This is a genomic window from Cognatishimia sp. SS12 (assembly GCF_028369055.1).
Taxonomy (GTDB): Bacteria; Pseudomonadota; Alphaproteobacteria; order Rhodobacterales; family Rhodobacteraceae; genus Cognatishimia.
This window is the reverse complement of the sequence record NZ_JAQNCZ010000003.1, coordinates 382,076-399,406: the sequence shown is the minus strand read 5'-3', so window position 1 is coordinate 399,406 and position 17,331 is coordinate 382,076. Positions and strand designations below refer to the sequence as shown.

At 58.6% G+C, this 17,331-nt stretch carries 18 protein-coding genes; 16 read left to right on the top strand and 2 right to left on the bottom strand.

Annotation, left to right across the window (positions count from 1 at the left end; all coding sequences use genetic code 11):
* Position 1 precedes the first annotated feature (1 nt).
* From N6L24_RS09105 to N6L24_RS09070, 8 genes are read left to right on the top strand one after another with little or no spacing between them, the layout of a single operon-like run.
* Positions 2-775 (top strand): thiazole synthase, encoded by a 774-nt coding sequence (locus N6L24_RS09105; protein ID WP_271844356.1) that lies wholly within the window; start codon positions 2-4, stop codon positions 773-775.
* Positions 772-1,368, top strand: coding sequence for a thiamine phosphate synthase (locus N6L24_RS09100; protein WP_271844355.1), 597 nt, complete (start codon positions 772-774; stop codon positions 1,366-1,368). Before N6L24_RS09105 ends, N6L24_RS09100 begins: the two co-directional genes overlap by 4 nt.
* A complete protein-coding gene (locus N6L24_RS09095) occupies positions 1,365-2,339 on the top strand; it encodes a HesA/MoeB/ThiF family protein (protein WP_271844354.1) in 975 nt (324 codons plus the stop codon). The genes N6L24_RS09100 and N6L24_RS09095 overlap by 4 nt, the downstream gene beginning before the upstream one ends.
* A gap of 15 nt (positions 2,340-2,354) precedes the next feature.
* A complete protein-coding gene (locus N6L24_RS09090; protein WP_271844353.1) occupies positions 2,355-3,290 on the top strand; it encodes an ABC transporter substrate-binding protein in 936 nt (311 codons plus the stop codon).
* The gene (locus N6L24_RS09085) at positions 3,287-3,958 is read left to right on the top strand and encodes a TenA family protein (protein WP_271844352.1); all 672 of its coding nucleotides are present in this window, start codon (positions 3,287-3,289) and stop codon (positions 3,956-3,958) included. The genes N6L24_RS09090 and N6L24_RS09085 overlap by 4 nt, the downstream gene beginning before the upstream one ends.
* Entirely contained in the window at positions 3,955-4,680 is a 726-nt protein-coding gene (locus N6L24_RS09080; RefSeq protein ID WP_271844351.1) for an ABC transporter ATP-binding protein, read from the top strand. Before N6L24_RS09085 ends, N6L24_RS09080 begins: the two co-directional genes overlap by 4 nt.
* Positions 4,680-5,333 (top strand): TenA family protein, encoded by a 654-nt coding sequence (locus tag N6L24_RS09075; protein WP_271844350.1) that lies wholly within the window; start codon positions 4,680-4,682, stop codon positions 5,331-5,333. Before N6L24_RS09080 ends, N6L24_RS09075 begins: the two co-directional genes overlap by 1 nt.
* On the top strand, positions 5,330-6,070 hold the full coding sequence (locus tag N6L24_RS09070; RefSeq protein WP_271844349.1) for an ABC transporter permease: 741 nt from the start codon (positions 5,330-5,332) through the stop codon (positions 6,068-6,070). The genes N6L24_RS09075 and N6L24_RS09070 overlap by 4 nt, the downstream gene beginning before the upstream one ends.
* Here N6L24_RS09070 and N6L24_RS09065 read toward each other — a convergent pair.
* Positions 6,067-7,086 carry a LacI family DNA-binding transcriptional regulator gene (locus N6L24_RS09065; RefSeq protein ID WP_271844348.1) on the bottom strand — a complete coding sequence of 340 codons (1,020 nt, stop codon included), beginning with the start codon at positions 7,084-7,086 and terminating at the stop codon, positions 6,067-6,069. The two genes, N6L24_RS09070 and N6L24_RS09065, sit on opposite strands and share 4 nt — an antisense overlap.
* Positions 7,087-7,230: 144 nt before the next feature.
* On the opposite strand from N6L24_RS09065, the gene N6L24_RS09060 reads away from it, so the two are divergent.
* The 5 genes from N6L24_RS09060 (at position 7,231) to N6L24_RS09040 (ending at position 12,453) form a co-directional block, all read left to right on the top strand.
* Complete coding sequence (locus N6L24_RS09060; protein ID WP_271844347.1) at positions 7,231-8,529, top strand: extracellular solute-binding protein; 1,299 nt, start codon at positions 7,231-7,233, stop codon at positions 8,527-8,529.
* A 70-nt stretch (positions 8,530-8,599) separates the two neighbouring features.
* Positions 8,600-9,481 carry an ABC transporter permease subunit gene (locus N6L24_RS09055; RefSeq protein WP_271844346.1) on the top strand — a complete coding sequence of 294 codons (882 nt, stop codon included), beginning with the start codon at positions 8,600-8,602 and terminating at the stop codon, positions 9,479-9,481.
* Between the two features lie 10 nt (positions 9,482-9,491).
* The gene (locus N6L24_RS09050; protein ID WP_442872591.1) at positions 9,492-10,388 is read left to right on the top strand and encodes an ABC transporter permease subunit; all 897 of its coding nucleotides are present in this window, start codon (positions 9,492-9,494) and stop codon (positions 10,386-10,388) included.
* Positions 10,389-10,400: 12 nt separating this feature from the next.
* Positions 10,401-11,453, top strand: coding sequence for a sn-glycerol-3-phosphate import ATP-binding protein UgpC (locus tag N6L24_RS09045; protein WP_271844345.1), 1,053 nt, complete (start codon positions 10,401-10,403; stop codon positions 11,451-11,453).
* A 1-nt stretch (position 11,454) separates the two neighbouring features.
* Positions 11,455-12,453 carry an endonuclease/exonuclease/phosphatase family protein gene (locus N6L24_RS09040; protein WP_271844344.1) on the top strand — a complete coding sequence of 333 codons (999 nt, stop codon included), beginning with the start codon at positions 11,455-11,457 and terminating at the stop codon, positions 12,451-12,453.
* Between the two features lie 54 nt (positions 12,454-12,507).
* Here the strand turns inward: N6L24_RS09040 and N6L24_RS09035 are convergent, their stop codons facing one another.
* Positions 12,508-14,106: a phosphoenolpyruvate carboxykinase gene (locus N6L24_RS09035; RefSeq protein WP_271844343.1), complete on the bottom strand. Its 1,599-nt coding sequence runs from the start codon at positions 14,104-14,106 to the stop codon at positions 12,508-12,510.
* A 344-nt stretch (positions 14,107-14,450) separates the two neighbouring features.
* Here N6L24_RS09035 and N6L24_RS09030 point away from each other — a divergent pair, with 344 nt between their 5' ends.
* From N6L24_RS09030 to N6L24_RS09020, 3 genes are all read left to right on the top strand, one after another.
* A complete protein-coding gene (locus N6L24_RS09030) occupies positions 14,451-15,155 on the top strand; it encodes a response regulator transcription factor (protein ID WP_271844342.1) in 705 nt (234 codons plus the stop codon).
* Complete coding sequence (locus N6L24_RS09025; RefSeq protein WP_271844341.1) at positions 15,155-16,852, top strand: sensor histidine kinase; 1,698 nt, start codon at positions 15,155-15,157, stop codon at positions 16,850-16,852. Before N6L24_RS09030 ends, N6L24_RS09025 begins: the two co-directional genes overlap by 1 nt.
* Positions 16,853-16,961: 109 nt before the next feature.
* The gene (locus N6L24_RS09020; RefSeq protein ID WP_442872590.1) at positions 16,962-17,330 is read left to right on the top strand and encodes an HPr kinase/phosphorylase; all 369 of its coding nucleotides are present in this window, start codon (positions 16,962-16,964) and stop codon (positions 17,328-17,330) included.
* The last annotated feature ends 1 nt before the right edge of the window (position 17,331 follow it).

Here is a 17,331-nt window from a genome sequence, read left to right as displayed (position 1 = left end):
CATGCCGATGTTTTATGGAACTGAAATCGCCTCGCGCATGATGCTGGGCACGGCGCAATATCCCTCTCCTGCCGTTCTGGCCGAGGCTTTCAAACGCTCCGGCGCGGGGATTGCCACGGTTTCGGTGCGCCGTGAGGCGGGCGAGGATCAGGCCGGGCAAGCCTTTTGGGAGCTGATCAAAGAGCTAAACGTTGCCTTGCTGCCCAACACCGCAGGCTGTCATTCGGTGCGCGAAGCGGTGACAACCGCACATATGGCACGCGAGCTGTTTGACACGCCCTGGATCAAGCTTGAGGTGATCGGCCATGCGGATACCTTGCAGCCGGATATCTTTGGTCTGGCCGAGGCGGCGCGCATCCTGAGTGAAGATGGCTTTCAGGTCTTTCCCTATTGCACCGAAGATCTCGTGTTGTGCGACAAGCTCTTGAACACGGGCTGTGAGGTTCTGATGCCATGGGGGGCACCCATTGGCACAGGATTGGGGTTGAATAACGTTTACGGGCTGCGCAGCCTGCGCGCGCATTTTCCGGATGTGCCGCTGGTCGTGGATGCAGGGCTTGGCGTGCCAAGCCAGGCCGCTCAGGCGATGGAAATGGGCTTTGACGCTGTCCTGCTGAACACAGCGGTTGCAAAGGCCGGTGATCCGGCTGCTATGGCGGAAGCTTTTGCCAAGGCCGTTGACGCGGGCGCAATGGCTCATGCGGCGGACCCAATGGAGCCACGCGATATGGCCGCGCCCTCAACCCCGGTTCTGGGAAAGGCATTTTTGGAATGAGCCTGCATCGTTTTTATCCGGTCTTTGATTCTGTTGAATGGCTGCGCCGCACTTTGCCGCTGGGCGTCAAACTGGTGCAGCTACGCATCAAGGATCAACCAATGCCGCGCGTGCGCGAGATGTTGATCGAAGGGCAGGCGCTTTGCCGGGACCACGGGGCCGAACTGGTGGTCAACGACTATTGGCAGCTCGCCATCGATTTGGGCTGCGACTGGGTGCACCTTGGGCAAGAGGATCTCGACACGGCAGACGTCGCTGCGATCAAGGCGGCGGGTCTTAAGTTGGGGATATCAACCCATGATCATGCTGAACTTGAACGCGCCATGGCGCTTGCGCCGGATTATGTGGCGCTGGGTCCGGTGTACCCAACCATCCTGAAAAAGATGAAATGGCACCAGCAGGGGGTGGAGAAACTCACCGAGTGGAAAGCCAAAATCGGCGCGACCCCGTTGGTGGCTATTGGCGGCATGTCGGTTGAGCGCGCGCAGGGGGCTTTTGACGCCGGGGCCGATAGCGTTGCCGCTGTCACGGATATCACGCTCAACGATGATCCCGAAGCGCGTGTGCGCGCTTGGCTGGAGGCCACCGCGTGAGCCGGTATAGCCGCCAGATCGCTGTGCCCGGCTTTGGGCCAACAGGGCAGGCCGCCTTGCGCTCAGCGCGGGTGCTGGTGATTGGCGCAGGCGGTCTGGCCGCGCCGGTCCTGCAATATCTGGTGGGTGCCGGGGTCGGCTTTATCCGGTTGGTGGACCCGGATCAGGTAGAGCTGAGCAATCTGCACCGGCAGACATTGTTTCGTGCCGAAGATATTGGCCAGGCCAAGGCCAAAGCGGCGGCGCGTCACATGGCGGCGCTGAATGAGGACTGCGAGATCGAGGCGCATGTCTCTCGCTTTGATCCGGCGACAGCTGCGGCGCTTTGTTCCGGGATGTCTCTTGTGTTGGATTGCGCCGACAGTTTTGCCGCCAGCTATGTGGCCAGCGATCATTGCCTCGGCGCGGCGCTGCCACTGATCAGCGCCTCGGTCGTTGGGACCGAGGGCTATTGTGGCGGATTTTGCGGCGGGCACCCGAGCCTGCGGGCGGTGTTCCCGGATTTGCCGGACCGCCTTGGCAGCTGCGATGCGGATGGGGTGCTTGGCCCCTCCGTTGGCGTGATCGGCAGCTTGCAGGCGCAAATGGCCATTGCGGTTTTGACCGCGCAGCACCCTTCGCCCCTTGGGCAATTGGTGAGTTTTGATGCGCGCAGCCTGCGGTTCGGCGGGTTTCGGTTTGACCGCGCCCCCGAGCCAAGTGGCGGCCCGCGGTTCATCGCGCCAGAGGCGCTGCGTGCGGGCGATTTTATCGTGGATCTGCGCGCTGCTGACGAAGCCGGACCGGCGCTCGCCGGGGCCGCGCGTCACAAAGTTGAAGAGTTTGGCGCAGAGGGCCCTTTGCCGGGCCATGCGCAACGTGCGGTGCTGGCCTGTCGGTCCGGCCTGCGCGCATGGCAGGCCGCCGAACGGCTGTCTGCTGTCTGGGATGGAGAAATTGCCCTGCTCGCCCTTGGCGATCAGGATGCGTGAACAGGAGAAGATATAATGAAGAAATTTTTGATGGCTGCGGCGTTCATGTCCGCAACACCCGCTTTTGCGGCGGACAAGATGACCGTGCTGCTGGATTGGTTCATCAACCCCGATCATGGCCCGATCATCGTGGCGCAAGAGAAGGGCTTTTTTGCCGATCAGGATCTTGAGGTTGAAATTGTCGCCCCGGCAGATCCGTCTGATCCCCCAAAACTGGTGGCTGCGGGTCAGGCCGAGCTGGCGATTTCCTATCAGCCCCAACTGCACCTGCAAGTGGCCGAAGGTCTGCCGCTGGTACGTGTTGGTACGCTGGTGTCCACACCGCTGAACTGTCTGCTGGTGCTGGAAGATGGCCCGATCAAAACCATTGCGGACCTCAAGGGCGGCAAAGTTGGCTATTCGGTGGCGGGCGTGGAAGAGGCGCTGCTGGGCACCATCCTGAACACCCATGGTCTGGGCATGGACGATATCGAGCTGGTCAATGTGAACTGGTCGCTGTCGCCGTCGCTGATGTCCGGTCAGGTGGATGCGGTGCTGGGAGCATACCGGAACTTTGAGCTGAACCAGATGCAGATCGAAGGTGTGGACGGCAAGTGTTTCTACATCGAAGAGGAAGGCGTGCCGACCTATGATGAGCTGATCTATGTCGCCAACAAAAACAGCATGGATGCCGGCAAGCTGCGTCGCTTCCTGCGCGCGACAGAACTGGCCACCCAATTCATCGTCAACCACCCGCAGGAAAGCTGGGAAATCTTTGCCGGCACCTCAGCAGAGCTGCAGGATGAGCTGAACGAAATGGCATGGGCAGACACCTTGCCGCGCTTTGCCCTGCGCCCCGAGGCCTTGGACGAAGGGCGCTATGTGCGGTTTGAGCAATTCCTGGCAGATGCCAATCTGGTGGAGGGCACGCGCCCTGTGTCCGAACTGGCCATCGATCTGGGCGCACAATGAGCTATGGGCGCGTCTTTCCCCTGATGCGCGCAGCGGCAGGCCAGTATTGGCCTGCCTATGTCGATCATGATTTTGTGCGCGGCCTGAAAGATGGCTCCCTGCCCAAGGGGGCGTTTCTGCACTATCTGGTGCAGGATTATCTCTTTCTGATCCATTTTTCCCGCGCCTGGGCGCTGGCCGTGACCAAGGCCGACACGGTTGCCGAAATGCGCCAATGCGCCGCCACAGTGCATGCGCTGATCGACGAAGAGCTGAAATTGCATATTTCCATCTGCGCAGAGGCTGGCATTTCCGAAGCGGCGTTGTTTGCCGCCGAGGAGCGCACCGAAAATCTTGCCTACACACGGTACGTGCTGGACGCAGGCCATTCGGGCGATTTTCTGGATCTGCTTGTGGCGCTTGCGCCCTGCGTCTTGGGCTATGGCGAAATCGGGGCGCGGCTGCGTGCCGAAACCCCGGATGCGACCTATGCGGATTGGATCAACACCTACGGCGGCGATGAATATCAAGCGGTTTGCCGCGATGTCGGCACATTGCTGGATGATGCTATGGCGCGCCGCCTGGGGGATGACCCGGAAGCGAGCCCGCGCTGGGCGCAGCTGTGCGCGCGCTTCAAGGTCGCGACGCGGCTTGAAGTGGGGTTCTGGGATATGGGGTTGCGCCCATGAGCACGGCACCATCGCTTTTTCTGCGTGGGCGCGCTGCGATTGATGGCACACCTGTTTTTGGTGCGCTTGATTTACAGGTGCCCGCCGGGCGATGGACGTGTTTGCTCGGCTCCAGCGGGGTGGGTAAATCCACTGTGCTGAAGCTTTTTGCCGGTCTGGCGGATCACGTCGATTTTGTCGGTGAGATTGGCGCGGCGGATTCTGATGACCTTGCCGGGCGGGTTGCCATGATGGCGCAGAGCGATCTGCTGTTGCCCTGGCTCAGTGTGGCGCAGAATGTCGCCCTTGGCGCCAAGCTGCGGGGGGAGGCCAGTGATGCCGCGAAAGTCAGCGATGTGCTGGCGCGCGTTGGATTGGCTGAAAAAGCCCAAAGCATGCCTGATGCCTTGTCCGGTGGGCAACGGCAGCGCGCTGCGCTGGCGCGCACCTTGATGGAGGATCGCCCGATTGTGCTGCTGGACGAACCTTTTTCAGCGCTGGATGCCAAGAACCGGGCGCGGATGCAGGAGTTGACAGCAGAGGTTCTGGCTGGTCGAACGGTCTTATTGATTACACATGAACCGGCCGAAGCCGCGCGCCTCGGACATTTTATTAAGATCATGACGGATCAGGGCATCGAAGACGTGCCGGCCCCTATTGGGGATGTGCCGCGTGCTGTGGATGCGCCTGATGTATTGGAAATTCAGGCCAGATTGTTGGCCAAACTGCGGGAGGACGCCTGATGCGCGCGACCGATCATTTACAATCCCTGGCCATCGCAGATTGGACGATGGCAACCTCGCACCCGTTCACCGACGCCCTTGCTGCAGGCACCTTGCCTGCCGAGAAAATGGCAGGCTATCTTCAGCAGGATTACCTCTTCATTGACGAGTTCGTGCGCCTCTTGGCCACAACGATTGCTCATGCGCCGACGCTGGCAGATTCTGTGCCCGCAGCGCAATTTCTGGCTGTCGTCACCGGGCCGGAGAACACCTATTTTCAGCGCAGCTTTGAAGCGCTCGATATCCCCGGCGAGGCCGCGCCCGCGCAAGCCACGCGCAATTTCAAGATGTTGATGGAAGAGGCGCGGCTGTCGGGGCGATATGAACTGATGTTGGCCGTGCTCTGTGTGGCTGAATGGGTATATCTGGAATGGGCGACGCCCCACGCGGATCAGGCGGAGGCGCTGCCCTTCTGGCTTGGCGAATGGATCACATTGCACAGCGGTGCGGGGTTTGAAGGGGTTGTGGCCTATTTGCGCGGCCAGCTCGATCAGACGTGGGAAACACTCGATCACTTGCAGCGCGACATGGTGCAGGATTTCTTTGTCGAAGCGGTGCGTCGGGAGCGTGCGTTTTTTGACGCCGCTTGGGAAGGCTTTGGCGTCGCGCGATGACAGGATGGCGGGCAGGATTGGCGTCGGCCCTTTTGGGCATCGCCCTATGGCAGCTGATTGTCTGGCTTGGCGATCTGCCCAAGTTTATTTTGCCCGGCCCCGGCCTTGTGGCCGAGACGCTTTGGAAGAGCCGCGTCACCCTGTTTGAGAATGCATTGGTGACAATGGCCGAGGTGCTTGTTGGCCTCTTTCTGGGCGCGGTGCTGGGTGGGCTGTCGGCGATCGGGCTGGCGGCATCGCCGATGGCGCGGGCGCTGGTCAGACCGATGTTGGTGTTCAGTCAGGCGGTGCCTGTCTTTGCCCTTGCGCCGATCTTGACGCTTTGGCTGGGCTATGGGCTTTGGTCCAAGGTCGCCATGGCGCTGATCATCATCTATTTCCCGGTCACATCCTCGTTTTTTGATGCGCTGATGCGGACCAATCCTGATTGGTTGGGCCTTGCGCGGGTGATGGGGGCCAGCAAGCATCGGATCATGTGGCGCATCCGGGTGCCAGCGGCGCTGCCGGGGTTTGCATCGGGCCTGCGCCTGGCGGCGGTCTATGCGCCCATCGGGGCGATCATCGGCGAATGGGTTGGGGCCAGCAAAGGTCTTGGATACCTGATGCTACTGGCCAATGGGCGGGCCAAGATTGACCTGATGTTTGCCAGTTTGATTGTGCTCGCCGTGCTCACCCTATGCCTACATGCGGCGACAGATTTATTCTGCCGCAAGTTTCTGGATCGCGCGCATAGCTAATGTGTGCCGCGCGCCACAACCGGCGCGTCTGTCAGGACAGTTTCACCCGGCTTGGCCGGGTTTGCGAGGCGTTCTTGCAGCAGGCGCAAAATTTGCGCCACCGTGTCGCGAATTGGGTTCTGCACCGTGGTCAGGTTGAAATTGGGCCAAGCTGCCATTTTCAAATTGTCAAAGCCGGTGATTGCGACATCCTCGGGCACGCGCTTGCCCAGCACGTCCTGAACCGCGGTGATGGCACCGATGGCGGTTTCATCATTGGCGCACATGATCGCATCCAAATCATGCTCGGCCAGCAGGGTCTGCGCCGCCTGAAGCCCGCCGTGATAACTGTAATCGGACGTGATGGTGGCAACAAAACTGAGCCCATGTTCAGCGAGGCCGGCCTTGGCCCCGGCGGGGCGCTCTGCCTTGGAGGCGCGGTTGGGCACCCCGTCAATAAAGCCGATCCTGCGCCGCCCGCTGGCGGCAAGCAATTTGGCCAAGGCAAACATGCCGTCAAAATTGCGGCACGACACACTGTCAACCAGCGGTGCCTTTACGATGCAACCTGAGATAATCAGCGGGATCTGCAGTTTGGCGCAGGCGTTGGTGACAAAAGGGTCGACGCTGCCGCCGCGCACGATCATCGCATCAACGGGAAACCCGAAAATCCCCTGCAGATTCGGAGCACTTGCCAGCTCTCGGCCACTTAGAACCATGGGCCATTTGCCAATCGCGAGTAGCCCTTTGAGCAGATGGTCCACCAATTCATGATCATATTGGCTGCGCATTTCACCGGTAATCACAGCCACGATGTTGGATTGCGTGGTCTGAAGCCCCGCCGCAAATGCATTCGGGTGATAGCCAAGCTCCTGGGCGCAAGCGAGGATGCGCTCCTTTTTTTCCTGGTCCAGATAGGCCCCTTGAGTAAAGGCGCGCGACACCGCGGATCGCGAAACACCCGCTGCCTTGGCCACATCGGTGGCGGTCACGCGGCGCGGGCGGTTCGGGGCAACGGCGTCTTCATTGTGCTTCATGCGCCTTAACATGCACACTCGTTCGGTCAGGTAAAGATGTCACATAACATTCATGAAGGGTCATAATCCTGTAACAGGCGATCCTTATGTGAACACGTGTGCATACAAGGTGCATAGCACCGTTTCTGACATTCGGAGAGACTCATGAAAATCAATACTGTATTGGCGACCGCAGCCGTTCTCGGCCTGACCGCGCCTGCATTTGCTGAAACCGAAATCACGTGGTGGCACGCGATGGGTGGCGCGCTCGGCGAGACGGTTGAGCAGATCGCAACAGACTTCAACGCATCGCAAGACGACTATAAGATCACCCCGATCTTCAAGGGCACCTACGAAGAAGCCCTGACCGCCGGCATCGCAGCGTTCCGCGCAGGCGAGCAACCCAACATCCTGCAAGTTTTTGACGCAGGTGCCGCCACAGTCATCGGCGCAAAAGGCGCGGCCGTTCCGGTCCAAGATCTGCTGGCCAACAACGACGTTGCGTTTGACATCAACGATTACATTGCTGGCGTGCGTTACTTCTACGCGGACAAAGATGGCAAGATGATCGGCATGCCGTTCAACTCTTCCACGCCTATCATGTATTTCAACGAAGACGCTCTGGCCAAAGCGGGCGTGACCGCGCCTGTCACCTGGGAAGAATTCCAGACCGTGACCGCGCCAGCGCTGAAAGAAGCCGGCTACATCCCAATGTCGCAGTCTCACCTGCCTTGGATCTTTACCGAGAACTTCTTCTCCCGCCACAACCTTGAATTCGCCAACAACAACAATGGCTACGACGCGCCAGCGACAGAAATCAAGGTGAACCACCCAGCGATCAAAGCGCACTTCCAAGCGCTGGTTGACTGGAAAGAAGCAGGCCTGTTCGAATGGTACGGCACCGGCTGGGGCGACAATGCAACCCCATTTGAAAACGGTGAAGTGGCCATGTGGCTCGGCTCTTCCGGCTCATTTGGTGGTCTGCAGGCCAAAGTGGATTTCCCTTTCTCCGCAGCCAAGCTGCCATATTGGGAAGCTGTCACTGCTGAGCCAAAGCAAACTTTCATCGGCGGCGCAGCCCTGTTCGCAATGGCCGGTAAATCTGCTGAAGAGAACAAGGCAACTGCCGAATTCTTCAAGTTCCTGACATCTGCAGACACCCAGTATTTCTGGCACCAGAAAACAGGTTATGTGCCGATCACCGAAGCGGCCTATGAATTGGCGCAAAAGGACGGTCACTATGACCGCTTCCCAGCCGCCGAAGTTGGCATTCAGCAGCTGTCCCTGCCAGCGGGTGAGTTCACCAAAGGCTACCGCATGGGCTTTTACGTGCAGATCCGCGACGTGATGAACCGTGAGTACGGCCGCATCCTGACCGGTGAAACCACTGTCGAAGACGGCTTTGCCAATATCGAAGCCGAAGCCAACAAACTGCTGGCCCGCTTCGCAAAAACCCAAGGTTAATCGCTTAACTCCTGATCGGCGGCTCGCTGCGCAAGCAGCGGGTCGCCGGTTCTTATGAATTGGAGAGATTATGAAACGCGCTGGATTTGCCAACCCGTGGTTGCCCATTCTTTTATTGGTGCCGCAGTTGACCATTATTGCCGTATTTTTCTATTGGCCCGCGGCGCATGCGATCCAATCGTCATTTTTCTTGCAGGACCCTTTCGGGTTCGGCTCGACGTTTGTGGGGCTTGAGAATTACGCTGACCTGCTGGGCAACAAGGAATACCTGAAAGTCGCGGGTTTTACGGTCGTCTTTACGCTGCTTGTGACCTTCCTGTCGCTTGGGCTCGCTTTGTTGTTGGCGGTGAAAGCTGACAATGTCATTCGCGGGGCCAAGACCTACCGCACACTTTTGATGTGGGTCTATGCCGTCGCGCCCCCGGTGGCCGGTTTCATCGGGATCTTGATGTTTGATCAATCAACCGGCCCGCTGACCGCATTTTTCCAATCGCTGGGCTGGGATTTCAAACTCGGCGTGGTCTATTCGGATACGGCCTTTGCCATGGTCACGGTTTCGGTGTGGAAACAAGTGCCGGTGAATTTCATTTTTTTCCTGTCTGGGCTGCATTCCATCCCCGTTGCGGTGCGCGAAGCCGCGCTGATTGACAATCGTTCGGCGTCGGGCCGGTTCTGGGATGTCACTTTTCCACTGCTTGCGCCGACCGGGTTCTTTCTGCTGATCACCAATATCACCTACGCGCTGTTTGATACTTTCGGTGTGATAGACACGCTGGTCAAAGGTGAGCCGGGCAACAACCCGATGAACCTTGTTTACAAGGTCTATGTTGATGGTTTCCGCGGCAATGATCTGGGCGGCTCCTCTGCGCAATCCGTTATCCTGATGGTGCTGGTTCTGGCTCTCACCGTCTTTCAGTTCCGCCTTGTTGAGCGGCGCATTCACTATACTTGAGGGCACGATGATGACTGACACATTGACCGAGACCCCAACTCTTGTGCAGCCCAAAGCACCCCTGTTGCGCTGGCGTGTGATCACTGATCACGCAGTGCTGATTGTGGGTGCGCTGTTCATGCTGATGCCGCTGGTGCTGGTATTCACAACCGCGTCGTTGCCAGATGCCGAAATCGTAAAGCACGGGTTGCAGCTGCGCATCGGCGATCAGCTGGATGACAATTTCACGAAAGCAATGTTTGAAACCAGCGGCTTTACCGATGCCAATTCTGGCCTAGTGATGCTGAAAAACTCCATGATCCTGGGTGTTGGCTTTGCGGTGGGCAAAATCGTGCTTGGCATGATGGCCGCCTATGCGCTGGTCTATTTCCGCCTGCGCTTTGCACTCTTTGCCTTTTGGGTGATCTTCACCACCCTGTTGCTGCCGCTTGAGGTGCGCATTCTGCCCTCCTACGAAGTGATCCAGGGCTTGGGGCTCATGAACACTTACACCGGCCTGATCGTGCCGCTGATTGCCTCCGCCACTGCCACTTTCTTTTTTCGACAGTTCTTCCGCTCTGTGCCCGAGGAATTGGTGGAAGCGGCGCGCATTGACGGGGCTGGCCCGCTGAAGTTTTTCATCGACATTCTTGTGCCGCTCAGCCGGACCATGATCGCGGCCATGTTTATCATCATGTTTGTCTATGGCTGGAACCAGTATCTCTGGCCGACGATGATCACCACGGATGAAGGCATGTTCACGCTGGTGCGGGGCATCAAACAGATCACGCAGGTGCTCGAGGGCACCAATCTTCCCGAATACGGTCGCGCGAACCTTTTGGCGATCATTGCGGTGCTGCCTCCTGTGGCCATCGTGGTGTTCTTCCAAAGCTGGTTCGTCAAGGGCCTCACCGATTCCGACAAATAAGGAAACCAGACAATGGCGAGTGTCATTCTGAACAATCTCAAAAAGACCTATCCCAATGGGTTTCAAGCCGTGCATGGCGCTGATTTCACGATCCGTGATGGCGAATTTATCGTGTTGGTTGGCCCCTCCGGTTGCGGCAAATCCACTTTGCTGCGCATGATCGCTGGGCTTGAGGACATCTCCGAAGGGACGTTGTCCATCGACGGGCAGGTGGTCAACACCATCGACCCCGCAGACCGCGATATCGCCATGGTGTTCCAGAACTATGCGCTCTATCCGCATATGTCCGTGGCCAAAAACATGGCCTATGGGCTGAAAAACCGCAAAATCAGCAAGGCCGAGATCGAAAAACTGGTGGCGCGCGCCGCACAGGTTCTGAACCTGACGGAAATGCTGGACCGCAAGCCCAGTCAATTGTCCGGCGGTCAGCGCCAGCGTGTGGCAATGGGGCGGGCCATTGTGCGCAACCCTAAGCTCTTTTTGTTTGACGAACCGCTGTCCAACCTTGACGCCAAGCTGCGTGGCCAGATGCGGATTGAAATTCGTCGCCTGCAGCGCGAACTGGGGGTGACGTCAGTCTATGTGACCCACGATCAGGTCGAGGCGATGACCATGGCGGATCGCATTGTGGTCCTGAACGGGGGGCGCATTGAACAGATCGGCACGCCCGCCGAAATCTATCACCGCCCGGCATCGACCTTTGTCGCCAGTTTTATGGGGGCACCCCCGATGAATTTGCTCGCCGCGACGGCCGCCGAAAACGGCGCGGTTTCTTTGGGGCAGGATATCCAGGTCGCCGCTGGTGCCGATCTTGCAGCGGGCCGCAAAGTGACATTCGGGTTGCGTCCAGAGGACGTCGCCTTGGTGGCAGAGGGCGGCATTCCATTTGACGTTCAGATCGTCGAAGAATTGGGCGCAAACCGTTTGCTGCACGGCCAAGTCGCTGCGCAGCCTTTCACCGTCTCGGTGCCCAAGGACAACCCCGCCACCACAGGGCGCAATCAGCTTTTGGTGCGGCCGGAAACCGTCCACCTCTTTGCTGACGGCGTGGGCGCGCGGATTTGATATGACCCTTGTTCTCAACCAGCTTCCGGCCGTCAGCGCGGCGGAGGCGGCGCGTATAACGGCTGCGCCGCGCACCGAGGAGGCGCATCGCGCGCTCATGGCCAGCCTGCCCGCAATGACCGCCGTGGAGGTGTCCGGCACGCCAAGTCGCGATGTATTGCCAAAGCGTTTCACGGCGGCGGCCTGGAATATCGAGCGGTGCCTATTCCCGGAAAAATCCGCAGACCTGCTTGCGGATTTGCGGCCCGATGTCGTGTTGCTCAGCGAGGTGGACGCCGGCATGGCGCGCACCGGCCAGCGGCACAACACCGCCGAGATGGCGCAGGCGCTTGGCATGACATATGCCTATGGGGTCGAATTTTATGAAATGGGTCTGGGGTCTGGCAAAGAGCTGGAATTTTGCAGCGATGATGCCAACGCGCTTGGGTTCCATGGCAATGCGATCCTGTCCTCTGCGCCTTTCATCGATGTGACCCAGATCAGGCTGGATGAACGTGGCCATTGGTTCTGCACAACGACCAATCCGGGGGCGGATACGCAGCCGCGCGTCGGCGAGCGCATGGCCATCGCGGCAACGATTTTGTCCGAAGAAGGCCCGGTTTGCGTTGTCTCAACCCATTTGGAAAGCAACGCAGATGCAGCACATCGCCACCAGCAATTTGCGCGTATTCTAGATGCGGTTGATCACTTCGCCCCTGGCTTGCCGACACTGATTGGCGGCGATTTGAACACGGGCAATCATCTGCCGCCCGATTTTGACCATCGTCAGGAAACCCTGTTTGCGCTGGCTGAGGCGCGGGGGTTTGACTGGGGGCTGACGCCGGAAGGGGTGACAACGCGCGCCAGCCTCATCACGCCGCATGATTCACGGCGCATGAAATTGGATTGGTTCTGTCAGCGTGGCTTTAGCGCCGGGCAGGGCCGGCTGATCGCCGCGCTGGATCCAGAGGATGTTCCTCTGTCAGATCACGAATGTATTTCTGCTGAGCTTACGCTCTGAACGAAAAAGCCCCGAGAGAAATCTCGGGGCTTTCAGCTTGGTTTGCGGGTCGCCTTACCCGATCGCGACGGATTTCACGTCGGCATCGATATAGGGCAGATAGGGCTCAAAATTGTCTGAGAACATCTGAACCAGCTTGGTGGCCTGCGCATCATAGGCGGCTTTGTCGTCCCAGGTGCGGCGTGGGTCCAGCAGGACTTCGGCGACGCCAGGCACCGAAACGGGAACCTCAAAGCCAAAGTTTGGATCCTTGCGGAACTCGGCAGAGACCAGCGATCCTTCGAGCGCTGCGGTCAGCAGGGCGCGGGTTGCGCGGATCGGCATGCGCGAGCCGGTGCCATAAGCGCCGCCCGTCCAGCCGGTGTTCACCAGCCAGCAGGTGGCCCCATGCTTAGCAATCTTCTCACGCAGCAGGTTGCCATAGACCTCTGGGCGACGCGGCATGAAAGGCGCGCCAAAGCAGGTGGAGAAGGTTGGCTGTGGCTCGGTAACGCCGCGCTCGGTTCCGGCCACTTTGGCTGTGAAGCCGGACAGGAAGTGATACATCGCCTGCGCCGGGGTCAGACGCGCGATTGGAGGCAGAACGCCAAAGGCATCACATGTCAGCATGATGATGTTTTTGGGATGGCCGCCGATTGAGCTCTGCGAGGCGTTGGAGATGTAGTGCAGCGGATAGGCACACCGCATGTTGGCCGCGAGGCTGTCGTCTGCAAAATCCAGTTCTTTGGTGTCCGGGTCGAAAACCATGTTTTCGATTACGGTGCCAAATTTTGTGGTGGTTGCGTAAATCTCTGGTTCGGCTTCCGGGTCCAGATTGATCGTCTTTGCATAGCAGCCGCCTTCAAAGTTGAAGGTGCCCTGATCGGACCAGCCGTGTTCGTCATCACCGATCAGAACGCGATCAGGGTCGGCGGACAATGTGGTTTTGCCGGTGCCGGACAGGCCAAAGAAGACCGCAGTATCCACCGGGTTGCCTTTGGCGTGGTTGGCCGAACAGTGCATCGGCATGATGCCCTTTTCCGGCAACAGGTAGTTCAGCAGTGTGAACACCGATTTCTTGTTCTCGCCCGCGTATTCGGTGCCACCGATCAAGATCAGCTTGCGATCAAAGTTCAGCGCAATCACCACCTCAGAACGGCAGCCGTGTTTCTTTGGGTCGGCCACAAAGCTTGGGCAGTTGATGACGGTGTAATCAGCGGTGAAATCATCCAGATCTTCGCGATCCGGGCGACGCAGCATCGTGCGGATGAACAGCCCGTGCCAGGCCAATTCCGTGACCATGCGCACATTGATCGAATGGCGCGGGTCCGCGCCGCCGACCAGATCCTGAACATGGTAGTCCTTGTCCTGCATATGGGACAGGAAATCAGCATAGAGCGCATCAAAATGCGCAGGGCTCATTGCAGCGTTTTCTTCCCACCAGATCGTGTCTTTGACGCTGTCGGTCTTGACCACGAATTTGTCTTTGGGGGACCGGCCTGTGTATTTGCCGGTCGACGTCAGAAACGCGCCGCCATTGCCCAGCGTGCCTTCGCCATTTTTCAACGCGGTCTCAACCAGCGCTGGTTCCATGTAGTTGTAATAGACATTGCCCAGACCTTCGATCCCTTGATCTTCGAGGCGGAACTGCGGGTTGAGCCGTCCAAATGTCATTATTCTAACTCCTGTAGCCGCGCTGGTGCGGCGGTCCTTGATCAAAATCCGGGGTTTCGCCCGAATTATTCGGCCAAAGAAGCATGACCGATATTGGCGCTCTTAACACGCGATTTCTGGAGTTGAATAGAGGGCTGGAGGCAAGTTAGCGCAACCAAGTATATGTTATCGCAAACTTTTTGAAACAATCTTGCCGCGTCGGCGGGAATTAGCGCACGGTTAAGGAAATTGGAAAAAAATGGGTGCGCTCATGTGCTGATTCGCCAAATGGGATTGATTGATCGGCAAAATTTGGCGCATAATGCCTCAAAAAATAATTATAGAGCAGTAAAAGGAATACTCCTATGTCCAAGATTGCGCTTGTGGACGACGACAGGAATATCCTGACGTCGGTTTCCATGACTCTTGAGGCGGAAGGCTTCGAGGTCGAAACCTACAACGACGGTCAGCAAGCTCTGGACGCGTTTAACCGCAAACTTCCCGATATGGCCGTGCTGGATATCAAGATGCCCCGTATGGACGGGATGGATCTGCTACAGCGTCTGCGCCAGAAAACGTCGATGCCCGTGATCTTTCTCACGTCGAAAGATGATGAAATCGATGAGGTGCTGGGCCTGCGGATGGGGGCGGACGATTACGTCAAGAAACCCTTTAGCCAGCGCCTGCTGGTGGAACGTATCCGCGCCCTTTTGCGCCGCCAAGAGGCGCAGAATGGCACCATCGTGAATGGCGAGACCGAAGACACCAAAGTGATGGAGCGCGGCGAACTGTCGATGGACCCATTGCGGCACGCCGTGACCTGGAAAGGCAAGGACGTCACATTGACCGTGACCGAATTCTTGCTGCTGCAGGCTCTGGCGCAACGTCCAGGTTTTGTGAAATCACGCGATCAGCTGATGGATGTCGCATATGACGATCAGGTCTATGTGGATGACCGCACCATCGACAGCCACATCAAGCGTCTGCGCAAAAAGATGCGCACAGCGGACAGCGAATTTTCCGCGATTGAGACGCTCTATGGTATCGGTTATCGGTATAACGAAGAATAATGGCACTGGCTGAACAGATAAGTGCAGGGCGCATGTCGGCGGGACGTGAAGGTGATGTGGTATTGGGCGACGATTGGGTCGCCCCTGAATCGACCGTCGAGCGTGAAATGCGCGGTCGGCGCGAACGGCGTCGCCTGACACCTCTCAGCCGATCTCCTCTGACCCGGAAAATCATCACATTCAATCTGATCGCGCTCTGCTTTCTGGTTGCCGGTATTCTGTATCTGAGCGCGGCGCGCAGCAACTTTGTCGAGCAGCGCAGCGAAAACCTGATGGCCGACGCCCAGTTGATTGGCGGCGCGATGACGGTGCAAATGCCTGCGGGCGCGCCGGTCAGCCTGGTGTCCGGCGACGGGGTTGATGTGCGCCGCACGCTTGATCAATTGCCGCTGCGGCGCGGTATCAACGTCCAGATCAGCGATTTTTCCGGCGCAGTAATTGCCGAAAAGAGCGGCGCGTTAAGCGCCCCGCAAGAGGGGCGGGCCACCCCGTTGACCGACGCGCTGAGCTGGCTGTGGCGCAATGTTGTCGGCGAGGACACGCGCCTTGAAAATGCGGCCTTTCTAAATGGAGAAATCGCCCGGTTTTCGCAAGACGCCCTGAACGGCGGCGCGCAGGTGGCTGAGTTGACCACCTCAAACGGGGAAACCGTCTTGGCCGTCGCTGCGGTGATGGAGCATGCCGGCCGCCCGCTGGGGGTGGTGACGCTGACCAGCGCCGTGGGTGAGATCGACGAAATGGTGCGTTTGCAGCGCGAACGTATCTTGCAGATGTTTTTGATTGCCATTGTTGTCTCGGTCGGCCTGTCCATTGTGCTGGCCTCAACCATTTCCAACCCGCTGAGTGATCTGGCCGCTGCGGCAGAAATTGGGCGCGATCGCGACGCCCGTCAGGTCAACCCGGGGCGTGTGCGCATTCCGGATCTGACTGCGCGCCCGGATGAAATTGGCCGCCTCAGCAGCGCTTTGCGCGGCATGGTCGGCGCGCTATATGACCGGATCGACAACAACGAACAATTTGCCGCTGACGTGGCGCATGAGATCAAGAACCCGCTGGCCAGTCTGCGCTCGGCGGTGGGCTCTCTCCGCATGGTCAAGCGCGAAGATCAGCGCGAAAAACTGCTGGATGTGATTGATCACGACGTGCGCCGTCTTGATCGTCTGGTTAGTGATATTTCCAACGCTTCGCGTCTGGATGCGGAACTGGTGAAAGAAGAGGAAGAGCAGTTTGACATGCTCTCCATGGTCAGCAACCTAACGCAATATCTGGGTGAGGAAGCGCGCGTAAAGGGCATCGACTTTATCACCGATCTGCCCAGCAAACCCATTGAGATCACCGGGCTCGAAGCGCGCCTGGCACAGGTGTTTGTCAATCTGATCACCAACGCGGTCAGCTTCTGCGAAGACGGCGATGCCATTCGCGTCTGGGTGCGCAAGCGCCAGAACCGTGTTTTGGTTGTGGTAGAGGACACCGGCCCCGGTATCCCGGATCAGGCTCTGGGCAAAATCTTTAACCGCTTCTATTCCGAACGCCCCGAGCATGACTTTGGCAACAACTCCGGCTTGGGTCTCGCGATTTCCAAACAGATCGTCGAAGCGCACGGCGGGGTCATCTGGGCCGAAAACATTCGCCCGACCGAGGCTGACATTACTTCTGATCCGCTCGGTGCGCGCTTCGTTGTGGGTCTGCCGGTCTGACGTCATGAGTGCATCCGGCAATTCGAGTTCGGGGCCGTTGCCAACAGGCAGCGGCCCTTTCTCTGGCCACTATGAGCACGCGAGCTGTGTCAGTATCGAAGGGAGGGGCGTGCTCCTCTCAGGGCCGTCAGGCAGCGGCAAATCCGCTCTGGCGCTGGAGTTGATCAGTCGCGGTGCCCAATTGGTGGCGGATGACCAAACCGTGCTGGCGCGCGACGGTGCCCAGATTGTGGCGCAGTGCCCAAAGCCGATCTCAGGAAAAATCGAGGCGCGCGGTGTGGGGATCTTGCGTGCCGTCCCGGCGGGACCGACGCCGCTGGCACTATGGGTGGATCTGGGGCGCGTTGAAACCAAGCGGTTGCCCCCAGCGCACACGATCACGCGATTGGGCGTTACGTTGCCCTTGCTATTTCACGTCGCATCCCCACATTTTCCAGCAGCGATCATACATTATGTAAGATACGGTCGGAGCGACTGAG

Bases quoted from the DNA above. Each gene is read 5' to 3' on its own strand.
- N6L24_RS09105 (WP_271844356.1), top strand. From the start codon at position 2: ATGCCGATGTTTTATGGAACTGAAATCGCCTCGCGCATGATGCTGGGC.
- N6L24_RS09100 (WP_271844355.1), top strand. From the start codon at position 772: ATGAGCCTGCATCGTTTTTATCCGGTCTTTGATTCTGTTGAATGGCTG.
- N6L24_RS09090 (WP_271844353.1), top strand. From the start codon at position 2,355: ATGAAGAAATTTTTGATGGCTGCGGCGTTCATGTCCGCAACACCCGCT.
- N6L24_RS09085 (WP_271844352.1), top strand. From the start codon at position 3,287: ATGAGCTATGGGCGCGTCTTTCCCCTGATGCGCGCAGCGGCAGGCCAG.
- N6L24_RS09080 (WP_271844351.1), top strand. From the start codon at position 3,955: ATGAGCACGGCACCATCGCTTTTTCTGCGTGGGCGCGCTGCGATTGAT.
- N6L24_RS09075 (WP_271844350.1), top strand. From the start codon at position 4,680: ATGCGCGCGACCGATCATTTACAATCCCTGGCCATCGCAGATTGGACG.
- N6L24_RS09070 (WP_271844349.1), top strand. From the start codon at position 5,330: ATGACAGGATGGCGGGCAGGATTGGCGTCGGCCCTTTTGGGCATCGCC.
- N6L24_RS09065 (WP_271844348.1), bottom strand. From the start codon at position 7,086: ATGAAGCACAATGAAGACGCCGTTGCCCCGAACCGCCCGCGCCGCGTG.
- N6L24_RS09060 (WP_271844347.1), top strand. From the start codon at position 7,231: ATGAAAATCAATACTGTATTGGCGACCGCAGCCGTTCTCGGCCTGACC.
- N6L24_RS09055 (WP_271844346.1), top strand. From the start codon at position 8,600: ATGAAACGCGCTGGATTTGCCAACCCGTGGTTGCCCATTCTTTTATTG.
- N6L24_RS09050 (WP_442872591.1), top strand. From the start codon at position 9,492: ATGACTGACACATTGACCGAGACCCCAACTCTTGTGCAGCCCAAAGCA.
- N6L24_RS09045 (WP_271844345.1), top strand. From the start codon at position 10,401: ATGGCGAGTGTCATTCTGAACAATCTCAAAAAGACCTATCCCAATGGG.
- N6L24_RS09040 (WP_271844344.1), top strand. From the start codon at position 11,455: ATGACCCTTGTTCTCAACCAGCTTCCGGCCGTCAGCGCGGCGGAGGCG.
- N6L24_RS09035 (WP_271844343.1), bottom strand. From the start codon at position 14,106: ATGACATTTGGACGGCTCAACCCGCAGTTCCGCCTCGAAGATCAAGGG.
- N6L24_RS09030 (WP_271844342.1), top strand. From the start codon at position 14,451: ATGTCCAAGATTGCGCTTGTGGACGACGACAGGAATATCCTGACGTCG.
- N6L24_RS09025 (WP_271844341.1), top strand. From the start codon at position 15,155: ATGGCACTGGCTGAACAGATAAGTGCAGGGCGCATGTCGGCGGGACGT.